This window comes from Aeromicrobium sp. MLTX1 (assembly GCF_046452335.1).
Taxonomy (GTDB): domain Bacteria; phylum Actinomycetota; class Actinomycetes; order Propionibacteriales; family Nocardioidaceae; genus Aeromicrobium.
Window position 1 is genome coordinate 38071 of the sequence record NZ_JBKFDN010000001.1, and the last position, 14623, is coordinate 52693.

Sequence of the window (14623 nt, forward strand, 5' to 3'; positions counted from 1 at the left end):
GGGGCGAGTGCTCCGGCGTCCACCACGAAGGGAATCGGAATGACCAAGAACGACAGCACCAGGCACGGAGCGCCCGAGAGTGTCTTCGTACCTCACGGGTACGAGGAGAAATCCGTCGACCTCGGCGAGATCGACCTCAACTACGCGGAGGCCGGCTCTCCCGACAAGCCGGCGCTGCTGCTGCTGCCGTCGCAGAGCGAGTCGTGGTGGGGCTACGAGGAGGCCATGGGCCTGCTGGCGGACCACTTCCACGTGTTCGCGGTCGACCTGCGCGGCCAGGGTCGCAGCACCTGGACTCCCGGTCGATACAGCCTCGACAACTTCGGCAATGACCTGGTTCGCTTCATCGACCTGGTGGTCGGCCGGCCAGTGATCGTCTCGGGCAATTCCTCGGGCGGTGTCCTCGCCGCGTGGCTCGCAGCGTTCGCCAAACCGGGACAGATCCGTGCCGCCGTCGCGGAGGACGCTCCGTTCTTCGCGTCGGAGCTCGATCCGAAGGTCGGTCACACCATCCGTCAGGCAGCCGGACACATCTTCGTCAATTGGAGGGACTACCTCGGCGACCAGTGGTCGGTGGGTGACTACCGCGGCTATGTGAAGGCGATGCGGTCATCGCAGATCCCGATGCTGCGACAGGTCCCGCTCCCTGACGAGGCCCCCCAGAACCTTCTCGAGTACGACCCGGAGTGGGGTCGCGCCTTCTACGAGGGAACGGTCGCGCAGACCTGCCCCCACGACTACATGCTGTCCCAGGTGAAGGTTCCGATGCTCGTGACCCACCACGCGCGGTTCATCGACGAGGAGACCAGTGGCCTCGTGGGTGCCATGTCGGACCTGCAGCTGAGCAAGGCCGTCGAGATCATCCGTGCCGCCGGCGCGCCGGTCGAAGTCATCGACCTTCCCGAGGCTCCGCACATCCTGCATTTGCTGGCGCCGAAGCAATACGTCGAGATCGTCAAGGACTGGGTCGCGACCCTGCCGAGCGCCTGAAACACACGACCATGGGCGGTGGGTGCCCCGACATGGAAGTCGGGGCACCCACCGCCCTCACTGCGTTTAGGCGGAGACCGGTCAAGAACGTGTGCGCGTCAGCGGAGCCGGGCTCCGGGTCATGCGCTTGAGCTGTGCGGGTCGAACGGGGTAATTCCAGCCCAGGACCCGCCGAGCGGTGCCCTCTGGTCCCCATCGCAGGAGCGCGCCGCCCTCTGCACACCACCACTCCCTCTCGGCGACGAGGTCGGCATCAGGAGCCCACGGTCCGCTGACCTTGATGTCCAGGCCGAACTGCTCCGTCCACGCGTAACAGGACGGGTCGTAGGCAGGGGCGTCATCGCCTCGCAGCAGGGCCCGTGCAGCGGCGCGAGCCTGATCGACCGCGTTGGTCCAGGTCGGGATTCGTTCCGTCCCGCCACCACTCGTGGTGCGACGGGCCACATCACCTGCCGCGACGATGTCGTCCCGGACCCTGGCACGCGAGTCGACTTTGACTCCGTCCATCACGTCCAGTCCGCTGCCGGCAAGCCACTCGACATTTGGCACGTCCCCGACCGCAGAGACCACCAGGTCGGCCTCGAAGACGCCACCGGAAGCCGTGCGGGCTCCCCGGGGGCGCGCTCCGGGCTCGCCAAAAAGCGATACGCCCCCTGGATCGACGTGAAAACGCACCCCCGCCGACCGTGCGACCTCCTCGACTCGACTCGCCACGGACTCTCCAATCAGCCTGCGCAGTGGAGGCTCACGGTCGAAAACCGTGACGGACTTGCCCATCGCATTCAAGGTCGACGCGATCTCCATCCCGAGGAACCCGCCGCCGACGACCAGGACCGTTGACGCCGTAGCCACCTCGCGCCTCAGAGCGATGCAGTCGCCGACGTCCCGCACGACCAATTCGTCGAGTTCAGGCGCGATGCGTCGGGCACGTGCACCCGTCGCGATGACCAGGCCATCCCAACCGAAGGTCTGCGACGACGTTCGCAGGCGCCGTCGGCTGACATCGAGCTCCACGGCCCGAACTCCCAGGCAGAGATCAATGTCGTCGGAGACCGACGGGAGCGTAATCTCGTCAAGGGATTCTCGGCCAGCAAGCACGGCTTTCGACAAGGGCACGCGCGTATAGGGCTCGAACACCTCTTGACTGATAATCGTGATGGAGCCCTCAAATCCCTCCAGCCTGAGGGACTCCGCCGCCGTGACCGCTGAAATGGATCCCCCGACGACAACGATCTGCCGCATCGTCACTTGAGAACCTTGAGCGCAGCAACGGGACAGACCCTCGCTCCTGCTTCCGCGACTTTCTCCAACGACGCAGGCACATCGGGATGAGTGATCACGACGATGGCATCGTCGTCCAGCTCGTACATCTCGGGAGCGACCTCCTCACACAGGCCGTGCCCTTCGCAACGATCGAGATCAGCGCTGACCCTCATGCGCTCACTCCCACGGCTTCGCGGTCGAGATGAAGCCGGATTGGCAGTTCCACGTAGGCACGGGTGGTGTTGTTGATCAACACCTGGGGTTCCCCGGCGGGCTCGAACCGGCTGATCACCTTGGCGAGCCGCGTTATGAGCGTGCTGAACTCCAGACGTGCAAGCCCCTGGCCCGCGCAGCCGTGCAGCCCGTGCCCCAACGCGAGATGGTCCGCATTCGCGCGGGTGATGTCGAACTCGGCGGCGCGGTCCCACTTCCGCTCATCACGATTGGCCGACCCGAATAGCAGCAGCGTCCGCGAGCCCGCGGGAAGCAAGACGCCACCGACCTCGACGTCGCGCACCGCGACACGGCTGAATCCGCGAATGGGCGACTCCAGGCGAATCGCCTCGTTGAACGCGCCACCGACGAGACTGGGATCCGTTCTCAGCAAGTCCCACTGGTCCGGATGCTGCGAGAACAACGCGATCGCCGAGCCGATGGCGCTCACCGTAGTCTCGAGCGACGGCCCAAAGTAGTCGAGCATCAGGCTGGGGCACTGCTCCGCCTCGATAACGCCGGCGTCAGCCGCCTTGAGAACGTCCTCACCCAAGGAGTCCGGCAGCACCCCGCGAGTCTGGGTCAGACGGCCGATGTACTCGACCATCTCCATCGCGTGCCCGAGCGCCTCAGGCGTGCGCTCGCTCGCGGGACCGCCCAGATCCGCACTCGACTTCGCCCACTTCAACAGGTGAGGTCGACACTCCTCTGGAAAGCCGAGGAAGTCCGGCACCACGGCCATGGGCATCGCCTGCGCGATCAAAGGAACGGCGTCCACGATGGCGCCGCCGTGGCGGAGTACGGACTCGACCACAGCTTCAGCCTTGGAGTCCACGTGATCCCTCTGCTCGCGCAGCGCTCTGGGAGTGAGCCGGTGAGCGACGACCTGCCGCAGATGGTCGTGAAGCGGAGGATCGCTCGCGACCGTGGTCCCGCGACTCATCTCGTTCACCTGCTCATTGAGCATGACGCCCTGCCCCGAAACGAACGTCTCGTGATCGTCCAGAGCTTGGCGCACGTCGTCATACCGACCAACCGCGTACACCTGCTCGCGCGGCATCCATACGGCTGGACCCAGATCACGGATCTCCCGATAGCACTCGTACGGCTCACGAATAGCCGCATCACTGAACAGGTTTCCTTCGTAAACCGGGGCTTCCATCGTGCGTCCTACTTTCAGGCCGGTACGCGACACACCCGATCCGTGGCCCCTGATTTCCAGGAGAAGAATCGACGGCAGTGCCGCTCGCTTGGCCGCTGATCGCGACCCTGTGACGTGAGCCATACAATCACCTGTCAATTCGATATGACAAGTGAATTTCGAAATCTAGTGCCGCGCTGTCTGGTATTAGTCGTTCGCCCCGAGCCCAACCGTGGGCCATGGCAGCACGTGGGGGTCAGCGGGCGCAGCTTCGTCAAATTCCGCGCTAGCTCCGAACCGTCTCGTCGCGTGTGACGCCGGTCGAACAGGTCATCGCGCGCCTCGTCCGAACGGAAGGCTTCCCATCACCTCACGCGGCGAAACTGGGAACATCCGGAGGGTCCTCTGTCATTCCGGGGACGCACATCTGCGAACTGCCTGAGCGCGGCGTCGAGAGGGTCGAGATGGGGCCCGTCATCACCGTCATCGGATGACCTGGAAGGTCTGGGCAAGTACCTCCAACGCATCGTTCAGCAGGTCGTCGGAGATCGAGAGCGGCGGCAGGAAGCGGAGCACGTTCCCGTATGTGCCGCAGGTGAGCGCGATCACGCCCTTGCGGTGCGCCGCGCTGACGACCTCCTGCGCCAGAGCTGGGTCGGGGACGTCGGTGCCGGCGCGCACCAACTCCACGCCGAACATGGCGCCACGGCCACGGATATCACCAATGCGGGCGTCGAAAGCCCCGATACGGTGGAGCCGGTCGAGCAGAATCGCCTCGATCTCCCGGGCGCGCCCAATCAGATTCTCCGCCTCGATGGTTTCGATCGCGGCGAGTGCTGCGGCGCAGGCCAGCGGGTTGCCGCTGTACGTGCCACCGAGGCCGCCAACGTGAGCGGCGTCCATGATCTCGGCGCGACCTGTGACCGCAGACAGCGGCAGGCCGCCCGCAATGCTCTTCGCGGTCACGATCAGGTCAGGAATCACGCCCTCGCGGTTGCAAGCGAACATGTCGCCGGTGCGTGCGAATCCGGTCTGCACTTCGTCGGCCACGAACACGACGCCGTTGTCGCGACACCATGCGGCTAAAGCAGGGAGGAAGCCCAAAGCCGGTTCGATGACCCCGCCCTCACCCTGGATCGGCTCAATCACGACAGCAGCTAGGTTCGCGGCACCGACTTGCTTCTCGATCATGTCGATCGCGTGGAGCGCGGCGATGGCGCCGTCGGTGCCGCCGTCGCGGTAGGGGTAGGAGACTGGTGCCCGGTAGACCTCGCTCGCGAATGGGCCGAAGCCATGCTTGTAAGGCATATTTTTCGCGGTCATCGCCATTGTGAGGTTGGTGCGGCCGTGGTAAGCGTGATCGAACACGACGACCGCTTGTCGACCTGTGTGAGAGCGCGCAGTCTTCACGGCGTTCTCGACGGCCTCGGCGCCAGAGTTGGACAGCGCGGTGCGCTTGTCGTGATTGCCCGGCGCCAGGCGGTTTAGCGCCTCGGCAACAGCGACGTAGCCCTCGTACGGCGTGACCATGAAGCACGTGTGTGTGAAGAAAGCCGCCTGCTCGCGAACGGCCTCGACCACCCGGGGGCGTTCGCACCGACCGTCGTCACGGCGATGCCGGATCCGAGGTCGATGTGATGATTGCCGTCAACGTCCACCACAACTCCGCCGCCGGCGCGCACTGCGAAGACCGGCATCGTCGTACCGACGCCCGCGGCAACCGCCGATGCCTTGCGGGCCATGAGGGCTCGCGACTCCGGACCCGGCACGCTTGTCTTCAGCACTCGTCGCTGTTCGATTGTCGTCTCGACTGCGGTCATGCGTCGATAATGAGCAACGACCACGTATGCTGTCTAATACTTCTTAATGCATCTCCCGTTGCCCTGGAGGCATAGTGAAGCTGCGCCACGTCAAATACTTCGTCACGATCGCCGACTCGGGCAGCGTCAGCAGTGCCGCAACACGTCTGCACATCACGCAGCCAGCGATCTCACGACAACTTCGGCAACTCGAGCAAGAGCTTGGCGCAGACCTGTTCGATCGGAACGCGGGACGGCTTGCGCTCAGCCGCACCGGGCGCGCGCTTCTCCCGAAGGCTCGCGAATTGCTAGCAGCCGCAGACCTGCTTCGCGCCGAAGCGCGTTTCCATGCTTACGGCGGTGTAGCGCGGGTAACCATCGCGGCTCCGACCGTGACCCTCACCGACGTCATCGCGCCGTTTGTCGCAACGATGACTTCGGACGATCCTGTGGTCGATGTGAGAAGCGCTGACGGCTTAAGCGTCCGGACCACGTTGGAGGAGGGGGCCGACCTCTCGATCAGCACCCACAGACCCAGCCATCCGTACACATATCGAGAACTGGCAAGCCTGCCTGTCTGGGCTTATGTGCCCGCTCACGACCCGTGGGCCGAACGGTCCAGCGTCACCTTGCTCGACTTGCTGAAGCGTCCTCTGGTCGCGCTGCCCACGACCTACACAGCACGCGAGGCTCTCGACACAGCCGTGGCGAAAAGCGGCAACTCGTACGACCAGCTATTAGAGGCTGGAAACGGCACGATCGCGCAGGCCCTCGCCGCATCTGGTCGAGGGGCCGCCGTCGTATCGGACGACCCGCGTTTCAAGCTTGAGCCGCTGGCGATCGCAACCGAGGAAGGTCCATTGGCGATCAAGCTCGTCGCCGCCTGGGACGAGCGCAGTATCGCGGCCCCCTACTTGGAGACACTGGTCGAGCTCCTCACTGACTGGATCGGTGCAAGGTATCCGGGATCAACCTCTCAATCGAGCGCATAACCCTTACTCGAGACGCTGCGGTCAACGAAGGCCTCCGGCACCGGCCTTCGGACCAGCGTCTTGGCTCTCCAAACCAGTGCTATCGAGTTGCCGCGGCCGGTACTTCGCTAGCGACTCGTGGTCGTAGAAACCCCTGCCGGACTTCCTTCCGAGGAGACCCGCAGCGACCATGCGGTCGAGCAACGGAGGGGGCGCAAAGAGCGGTTCTTTGAACTCCTCGTACATCGACAGGCCAATGGCTCGGACCGTGTCGAGGCCGATGAGGTCGCTCAGCGCAAGGGGACCCATCGGATGGCCACATCCCAGCATCATTCCATCGTCGATGTCTGCGGCTGTCGCGTAACCTGCTTCATACATTCGAATCGCCGACATCAGGTACGGCACGAGAAGGGAGTTGACCACGAACCCGGCACGGTCGGTCGCCTCGATCGCCTGCTTGCCTAGATCGGTCTCGACGAACTCCCGCATACGAGCAACAGTGTTGTCGCTAGTGGTGAGCGAGGGCACGAGTTCGACCAAAGGCATCACTGGTGCGGGGTTGAAGAAGTGCACCCCCATAACCCGATCGGCGCGGCCCGTGACCGCGCCCAACTTGACGATCGGAATCGAGCTCGTGTTCGAAACCAAGATGCTCTCCTCGGCAGTGAGTTTTCCGAGGCGGGCAAACAACTCCAGCTTGGTGGCCTCGTCCTCGGCCGCCGCCTCGATGACGATATCGCTGTCTCCAACCGCCTCGATGTCAGTGACGACGCGGATCCGGTTGAGCAGAGCTTCGCGATCCTCGACGGTGAGTTTCCCTTTCGTTTGCGCCCGCTGCGTCGACGATTCGATTCGGGAACGGGCTCGGTCCGCCGCTGTATCGTTCACTTCGACGACGACGGTCTCAACGCCAGACGAAGCTGTAACCTCGGCGATGCCCGATCCCATCAGGCCCCCACCGATGACCGCGATGCTTCTCATGATTCCCACCACTCCTCGTTTGTTCGTGCTCCACGGTGGACGTCCCTGGAGAAACGTGACGCGCCAGCCCGCTAGGGCAGTTGCGTGGTGTCGAAGCCTGCAGGGGACGACGACTCTGCAACCAGCTGGCCAAAGATTGGATCCCACTGGACGATCAGGAGGTTCTCCACGATGCCGTTGGGCCAGAACGGATCGGTGCTGATGATCGTTCGCAGCGCCGCTTCATCCTCGGCTCGCATGACCAGCCACCCTTGGCGGACCGCGGTGTTCACCGAAGGCCCGGAGGCGATGATGTCGCCGGACTCGACATGCTGCTGAACCCACTCGACGTGCGGACGGACCCACTCCTTCCAACCGGTCTCGTTCGGATGTTCAAATCGCACGATGAATACCGCCATGCCAGATTCCCTTCGTGACTGCTTGGTGGCCTTATAGACCAAGGAGAGTTGGTCTTGCGTCTACGCGTTTCGCCGGAGCGCCGTGGGCACTAGGTCGGCCTCGCCGTAACTGGTGTCTCCGGGGTTGACTGTGACGCCGGGAGCCACCAATCCATCGATCCTGTCGAGCGTCGAGGCGTCGAGTTCGACCTCCGCAGCCGGCAGGTAGGACTCGAGTTGTTCCATCGTCCGTGGACCCACGATCGCGCTCGTGACTCCGGGATGATTGATGACGAAAGCGATCGCCAACTCGATCAGGCTCAGTCCTGCGTCAGCAGCGACGAGGGCCAGTTCCTCCACGATGTCGAGCTTGCGCTGGTTCGTTGGGTTCGTGAGGTCGAATCGGACGCTGGGCCTGGCGCTCGACACCGGGCTCGATGCCGAGCCCGTGCGCCAACGCCCCGAGAGCCAACCCCCGGCGAGCGGACTGTAGGTGAGTGTGCCCATCCCGTGACGCTGCACCGCCGGGAGCACGTCCTGCTCGATTCCGCGCACCAGAATTGAGTACGGGGGCTGCTCGGTGACGAATCTGACGAGGCCGCGATCGCACGCTGCCCATTGAGCCTCAACGATCTGCGATCCCGTGAAGGAGGACGATCCCGCGTAGAGGATCTTGCCGCTCCTCACGAGATCATCGAGCGCTCCGAGGGTTTCCTCGATGTCCGTGTCGTTACTGGGCCGGTGAACCTGGTAGAGATCAATGCGATCGGTTCCCAGGCGACGCAGGGAGTTCTCGACTTCCCTGACGATCCACCTTCGTGAGCTGCCGCGGTGATTGGGATCATCGCCCATGGGCATGAAGAACTTCGTCGCGAGGAACACGTCGTCGCGACGGCCTCTGAGAGCTTCGCCGACGATCTCCTCGCTGGCTCCTCCGGAATAGACATCTGCGGTGTCGACAAAGTTGATTCCCGCTTCGAGTGCCGCATGGATGATCCGCACGGACTCGTCCCGATCGGCGTTGCCCCACGTCCCGAACATCATCGTCCCCAGGCACAGCGGGCTGACCCGTACACCGGTGCGGCCGAGCGGTCGGTGGTTCATTCCGGCGCTCATCGGCGCTGGTCCGCGGACGCGAGTTGTGCGGTGACGTCACTCGCCAGGCCGGTCAACGCCTCCGCGTAAGGGGTCAGGTCGACACAGTCGTGCGGGTAGCCCGTCATCATGAACCCCAAGGTCGGTTCCCCGTCCTGCGCGAAGGCTGGCGACCACAGGCTCACGACGTCCCCGTCATTGTCGCGAAGTCGCGTGGGCGAGAGGAGGTCCGGATCCACGACGAACTCCGCGTGGGGGCGAGTGCCGTCGATGAGACCGCGGATGGGTGAGCTGAGAGTTCGTGACCCGACGCAGACACGCGCATTCCGGATCTCCTGGAGAAGGGCCAGGTAGCGCGCAGCCACGTCCCGCGGGAGCCCGTCCGCCCAGGCCTGCTGGTACTCCTTCGAGGCAAAGGCGATCCACCACAGACCGATGACACCTGAGACCGGTACTGCTTGACCGATGACCGCCGGAGGGATCGAGCGATCGGTCGGCGTACCAGCGGTCGCGAGCATGGTGTGCTCTTGGCCGTCACAGTACGCCGCGACGATCTGTGTTCCAGTGCGCTGAGCGACCTCCTCCATCAAGCGACGCGCGCTGTCGACGACACGCAGCGGCGGACCGTACTCGGCCGCCTGGGCAGTCAGCGAGTGGGGCGAAAACCGACCGTAGCCTCCCCTGAAGAACACCATCGGCAGACCTCCTTGGCCCGCAGCCAGCGCCTCAACGCGGCCGATCACGATTTCGTGGTCACCGGCCGGGTAGACCGACTCGATTCGGCAATCAACCCAGCCGACAACGTCCTCGAGCACGGGGGCTCCGCCGGGCGAGGCAGACCAACTCACGCCCTGGAACTTGTCTCCGCCACTCGTCGCCATCGCGCGGCAGAGGTCCTCCTGGTCACTGGCGAGGAAGTTGGCGCAGAACCGCCCCGACTCGCGGATGCGCGGCCATGTCGAAGATGTCGTTGCCGGGAGAAATGCCACCAGCGGGGGGTCGAGGCTCACGCTCGTGAAGCTGCCGACGACCATCCCAACCGGTTGCTCGTTGTCGACCGCCGTGATGACCGAGACCCCAGTCGGATACTGCCCCATCACCATGCGGAAGACACTCGGATCGTCCGGAGTCGCCTCGACCGCGATCGTATGCATCAGCCATCTCCTTTCCTTATAAGCATGCTTATACTATCGGGGTCAGTCCCGCTCTGCAAGAGAGTCCTGCCCCCTCGACGGGAGGGTGGCAGCTACGACCCGTTGAGGACCGCTTCGGCGATTCGGAGTCCGGCAGCATGCATCTCAGGTAGATCCGGCGCAGTCGTGACGGAGCTGAACTCCTCGAGGAAAACGCCCACATCAGTGCCGATCGACCCCACGACCGCGTGAACCGGCCTTCCGCGAGCAGCCTTGAGGACGCCTGACACGAGCTTCCCGTGCCGACTCTGACCGTCGAGGCATCCCTCGCCTGTCACCAAGACGTCGATGTCGGCGCGGCCAGCGATGCCGGACCTCTCAATCACATACCGTGCCCCCGACTCGATCGAGGCGTCGTAGCGTGCCCAGAGGCCACCAGCAAGTCCGCCAGCGGCACCGGCTCCCTCGACGCTCCTGGGATCTCGCGGCAACCCTGCCGCGAGGGAGATCAACCGCTCCTGGATCAAAGCCACCTGTCGTTCGTTCGCCCCTTTCTGCGGAGCGAACACCGTCGCCGCATCCAGATATCCGTTCGTGACGTCGGTGAGGAGGGTGATGGGGACTTCGAGTTGGCCGATCAAGTCGTCGATCGCCGAGATGGCCCCCATGCCACCGTCGGAGGTCGCCGACCCACCGAGCGCGAGCACGACACCGGTGGCCCCGCGTTTGACCGCATCGGCGATGAGCTCCCCCACGCCGCGGGTGCTCGCGAGGAGTGGATCCCTCGCTCCGGTACTGGGAACGTGCAGTCCGATAATCCTCGCCGATTCGATGACCACCGTGCCATCGGCAGCGATCCCGTATCCGACGTCCAGCGTTTCACCCCAGGGGCCCGTCGCGGTAGTCGTCACTGGTTCAAGGCTCATCGGGCCAGCCAGCGCCGCGAGGGTGCCCTCTCCCCCGTCGGCGAGCGGTACCTCTGTCGCATCGACCCCGCCGGCTCGAACACCGCTGGCGATCGCCGACGCGACCTCGGACGCAGTAAACGTTCCCTTGAAACTGTCGGGCGCGATGATGACCGTCACCGTCGTGCACTCACGGACTGGACCTCATGTGGTGCGGAGTCTCCAGAAGCGATCGCGATCGCGTTCGTCGCAGCGAGGCGCGACATCTCATGGCGAACCCGGACGGTCGCACTGCCCAAGTGAGGCAGGAGCACCGTGTTCGGCAGCTGCGCCAAGCCCTCAGTGAGCCGGGGTTCGTCCTCGAACACATCGAGCCCGGCCCCCGCGATGTCCCAATTCGACAACGCGTCAACAAGGGCCCGCTCGTCGACCACCGGACCGCGGGCAGTGTTGATGAGGATGGCGTCATTACGCATGAGAGCCAGTGCCGCGCGGTCGATCAGATGGTGAGTCGTCTCGCTCAAGGGCACGTGCAGGGACACGAACTCGCTGTTGCGGAGGAGTTCGGTGAGTTCGACCTGCCTGACTCCCGGCATCAGTTCGTCGGGCCGTCGACGTCGATTCGCGTCGTGGACCGTCGCGAATGTGACGTCCATATCGAATCCGAGCGCGCGCTGTGCGACAGCTCGCGCAATGCGCCCCCATCCGATGAGCCCAAGCCTGCGGCCTGAGACGTCGGCCCCGAGCAGGAGTTCGGGTTCCCAGCCCACGAAACGACCGGATCGCACGAAGGCATCAGCCTCCACGCACCGGCGTGCGGTGGCGAGGATGAGCAGCATGGCCACGTCCGCCGTCGGCGCGGTGAGCACTCCCGGAGTGTTGGTGACGGTGATGCCGCGGCTTGCAGCAGCTTCGACATCGATGTTGTCGTATCCGACTGCATAGTTAGCGAACCCGCGTACGCGAGCGGTCTGGATCAGAGCAGAGTCGACCCGGTCAACGAGTTGGGTGACCACGACGTCGAAGTCACCAGACGCGCACATCGATCGGAGATCTTCGTACGACGGTGATCTGTCCAGCACCGTGGTCTCGCCCACGTCGGAAAGCATGGGAATACCGGGACCCGGCACGTCACGGGTCACCAGAAAGCGTGGGGCCATGGGTCAGGAACCACTCGCCCAGCGGAACCCCGAGAACAAAGGATCGGATTCGCCCTCGTGCTGCGGGACGGCGCCTGCATGGCGCACGAACCCGTATGCCCCCGAACCCAGGACGTCAGCGAACCAGTCGGCGTGCCCGATCAGGGCAGGCACATCGATACCGGTCTCATAGCCGAGCAGTTCGATCATCTGCACGGCATCCTCCGTACACACCCCGCCCACCCGCGCGCCGGGCATCGCAGGGTGTCCGCCGGCGCCCGTCAGTGAGGTGTCGAAGTTGCGGATTCCCAAGTCGAGCAGTTCTGCGATGACGGCCAGCCCCATACCCCGCGCGTCGTGCACCTGAATGGTGATCGACTCGGCCGGAACGTGTTGCAGCGCTGCCTCGACGGTCTCCCGAGCCTGCCGGGGGCTGGCGTATCCACACGAGTCAGCAAGGATCCATTGCGTGACTCCGATGTCGACCAACCGCCGCCACATCGGTTCAAGATCGGACGGACGCCGCGCCAGCCCGGTGGGCCCACCCCACGCAGCGATGAGATAGGTGCCAACCTCGGTCGATGTGCCATTAGCAGCCTCGGCGGCATTCGCAAGCGTCCGATATGACTCGTCGATCGACCGACCGATGTTGTTCGATGCGAAGGATTCGTCGGCCGAAAGCAGGAACCAGGCCCGGTTCACGCGGGACCCGATGGCGCGTTCGACTCCGGAGACGTTCCCGACACAGCACTCGAAGCTGACGCCCGCGGGCCGGTCGATGGCCGAGAACACTTCCTCGGCGTCGGCGAGGCCGGGAACACGATCCGCACGCACGAACGACGAGACCTCGACTGCCTTGATGCCGGTTGCCACCAGTCGATTGACGAGCTCGATCTTCTGGTTCGTCGTACCGGGCTGCGCTTGGAAGGTCAGCCGAGGCGCGATGTCGCGGATCAGGACGTCGGACATGAGATTTTCTCCTTGGAGTTCGGGAGTCACAGGTTTCGGGTCGGGGTGAGGCCGTGTGTCGTTGCGTCCCAGACGTCTGCGCCCAGGCCGCGGTCGCGGAGCTCAACCTTGCGGATCTTGCCCGTCGGGGTCTTCGGAAGACTCCCAACGACGCGGATATAGCGCGGCACCATAAAGTGCGGCATGCGCCGGTCGCAGTGCATGAACAGCTTCTCCTCATCGAAGGCATCAGGGTCCACCACCTCGACGACCACCATCACTTCGTCCTCGCCGAGATCAGACTTGGCCGCGACCGCTGCGGCCTCCAACACGCCGGGATAGGACGCGACAACCGCCTCAACCTCCTGGGAGGAGATGTTCTCGCCCCGGCGCCTCAAGGCATCCTTCTTCCGGTCGAGGAAGTAGAAGAAGCCGTCGTCGTCCACGGTTCCGGCGTCGCCGGTGTGCCACCACAGGTCGGACATGGTCGCGAGCGTCGCATCAGGATCACGGTGGTAACCCTTGAACATGATGTCGGCGAACCGCGGCCGATAGACGATCTCGCCGACCTGACCGGGCGATACTCGATGCCCACGCTCGTCGTGCACCTCGATGATCGATGATGCGGTCGGTTTGCCGAGCGAGCCGACCTTCCGACCCTCGCGGGGGTTGTAGAGGATGTTCTTGACCTCGCTCAGCCCGTAACCCTCGATGATGTGGACACCGAAGCGTGCCTCGAATCGGTAGAGGACGTCGGCCGGCGCTGGCGCTGCGAAGATGCGGGTCACCTGATGGTCACGGTCTCGGTCCGACGGTGGCTGGTTGAGCAGGACTGGAAGGACTGACCCGAGTGCGAAGAAGAACGTGGCCCGATAGGCACGGATCTCATCCCAGAACCGGGATGCGCTGAATCGCTCGGAGACACACACTGCGCCTCCTGCATAGATGGCGTGGAGCGCGACCGCGAACAGCGCTCCTCCGTGGAAGAGCGGGAGGCAGGTGTACAGACGATCAGTGCTTGTGGTCCCCATCGCAACCGCGGCCTCGCGCGCCATCACGGTGAACTTCAGATGTGGAGAGATCACCCCCTTGCTGCGCCCGGTCGTGCCGGAGGTGTAGAAGATCCCCGACACGTCGCCGGGCTGGACCTCCGGGAATACGGTTCCCGACTTGCCCGTGGCGATGAAGTCGTCCCAATCCCAGGCAGTGATGCTCTCGTGCGGGAAGGAGTCGGGGCGACCGTCGACGAACACGACATGATTGACATCTTGCGGAAGCGCTGCCAACGCGGACAGGGGTTCGGCGAGACGCGTCTCGGTAATGATCGCGCGGGCGTCGGCATGCTCGATCGCGTACAGCAGGAAGTCCTGCTTGTAGCCCGTGTTTACCGGGACGAAGGTCAGCCCCGCACGCAAGATTCCGAAGAATGCGACGAGGAACTCGATCCGGTTGGTCATGAACAGGTTGACCGCGTCACCACGTTTGAGGCCGGCGCCGATGAGGCTCGAAGCTAGCCTCTCTGCGCGCTCGTTCAGTTCTCCGTAGGTGATCTCGACGTCGTTAGATACGACGGCGACATTGTCGGGTGCGGCGGCGGCTCGTGCCGCAAGCAATCCGTGAATCGTGCCACCACCAAGATCGCGAAGATCGATCGAACTCATAGAACTC

At 64.3% G+C, this 14623-nt stretch carries 13 protein-coding genes and 1 pseudogene; 2 read left to right on the plus strand and 12 right to left on the minus strand.

The window, feature by feature from the left end:
- Positions 1 to 39: 39 nt before the first annotated feature.
- Positions 40 to 990 carry an alpha/beta fold hydrolase gene (locus tag ACK99Q_RS00190; RefSeq protein ID WP_410184248.1) on the plus strand — a complete coding sequence of 317 codons (951 nt, stop codon included), beginning with the start codon at positions 40 to 42 and terminating at the stop codon, positions 988 to 990.
- An 81-nt stretch (positions 991 to 1071) separates the two neighbouring features.
- Here ACK99Q_RS00190 and ACK99Q_RS00195 read toward each other — a convergent pair whose 3' ends face one another.
- The 4 genes and pseudogenes from ACK99Q_RS00195 to gabT form a co-directional block, all read right to left on the minus strand.
- Positions 1072 to 2232, minus strand: coding sequence for an NAD(P)/FAD-dependent oxidoreductase (locus tag ACK99Q_RS00195; protein WP_410186042.1), 1161 nt, complete (start codon positions 2230 to 2232; stop codon positions 1072 to 1074).
- 2 nt (positions 2233 to 2234) lie between these two features.
- On the minus strand, positions 2235 to 2426 hold the full coding sequence (locus tag ACK99Q_RS00200) for a ferredoxin (RefSeq protein WP_410184249.1): 192 nt from the start codon (positions 2424 to 2426) through the stop codon (positions 2235 to 2237).
- On the minus strand, positions 2423 to 3628 hold the full coding sequence (locus ACK99Q_RS00205; RefSeq protein WP_410184250.1) for a cytochrome P450: 1206 nt from the start codon (positions 3626 to 3628) through the stop codon (positions 2423 to 2425). Before ACK99Q_RS00205 ends, ACK99Q_RS00200 begins: the two co-directional genes overlap by 4 nt.
- Positions 3629 to 4090: 462 nt before the next feature.
- Positions 4091 to 5427 (minus strand): annotated as a pseudogene (gene gabT / locus ACK99Q_RS00210) (4-aminobutyrate--2-oxoglutarate transaminase).
- Positions 5428 to 5501: 74 nt separating this feature from the next.
- Here gabT and ACK99Q_RS00215 point away from each other — a divergent pair.
- On the plus strand, positions 5502 to 6398 hold the full coding sequence (locus ACK99Q_RS00215; protein ID WP_410184251.1) for a LysR family transcriptional regulator: 897 nt from the start codon (positions 5502 to 5504) through the stop codon (positions 6396 to 6398).
- Between the two features lie 21 nt (positions 6399 to 6419).
- Here ACK99Q_RS00215 and ACK99Q_RS00220 read toward each other — a convergent pair whose 3' ends face one another.
- From ACK99Q_RS00220 to ACK99Q_RS00255, 8 genes are all read right to left on the minus strand, one after another.
- Positions 6420 to 7358, minus strand: coding sequence for a 3-hydroxybutyryl-CoA dehydrogenase (locus ACK99Q_RS00220; RefSeq protein WP_410184252.1), 939 nt, complete (start codon positions 7356 to 7358; stop codon positions 6420 to 6422).
- Between the two features lie 71 nt (positions 7359 to 7429).
- Complete coding sequence (locus ACK99Q_RS00225; protein ID WP_410184253.1) at positions 7430 to 7756, minus strand: YciI family protein; 327 nt, start codon at positions 7754 to 7756, stop codon at positions 7430 to 7432.
- A 60-nt stretch (positions 7757 to 7816) separates the two neighbouring features.
- On the minus strand, positions 7817 to 8839 hold the full coding sequence (locus ACK99Q_RS00230) for an aldo/keto reductase (RefSeq protein WP_410186043.1): 1023 nt from the start codon (positions 8837 to 8839) through the stop codon (positions 7817 to 7819).
- Between the two features lie 8 nt (positions 8840 to 8847).
- Positions 8848 to 9984: a flavin reductase family protein gene (locus ACK99Q_RS00235; RefSeq protein ID WP_410184254.1), complete on the minus strand. Its 1137-nt coding sequence runs from the start codon at positions 9982 to 9984 to the stop codon at positions 8848 to 8850.
- Positions 9985 to 10076: 92 nt separating this feature from the next.
- On the minus strand, positions 10077 to 11048 hold the full coding sequence (locus tag ACK99Q_RS00240) for a glycerate kinase (RefSeq protein WP_410184255.1): 972 nt from the start codon (positions 11046 to 11048) through the stop codon (positions 10077 to 10079).
- On the minus strand, positions 11045 to 12028 hold the full coding sequence (locus ACK99Q_RS00245) for a 2-hydroxyacid dehydrogenase (protein ID WP_410184256.1): 984 nt from the start codon (positions 12026 to 12028) through the stop codon (positions 11045 to 11047). Before ACK99Q_RS00245 ends, ACK99Q_RS00240 begins: the two co-directional genes overlap by 4 nt.
- 3 nt (positions 12029 to 12031) lie before the next feature.
- Positions 12032 to 12976, minus strand: coding sequence for a hypothetical protein (locus ACK99Q_RS00250; protein ID WP_410184257.1), 945 nt, complete (start codon positions 12974 to 12976; stop codon positions 12032 to 12034).
- A 26-nt stretch (positions 12977 to 13002) separates the two neighbouring features.
- Complete coding sequence (locus ACK99Q_RS00255; RefSeq protein ID WP_410184258.1) at positions 13003 to 14616, minus strand: AMP-binding protein; 1614 nt, start codon at positions 14614 to 14616, stop codon at positions 13003 to 13005.
- Positions 14617 to 14623 lie beyond the last annotated feature (7 nt).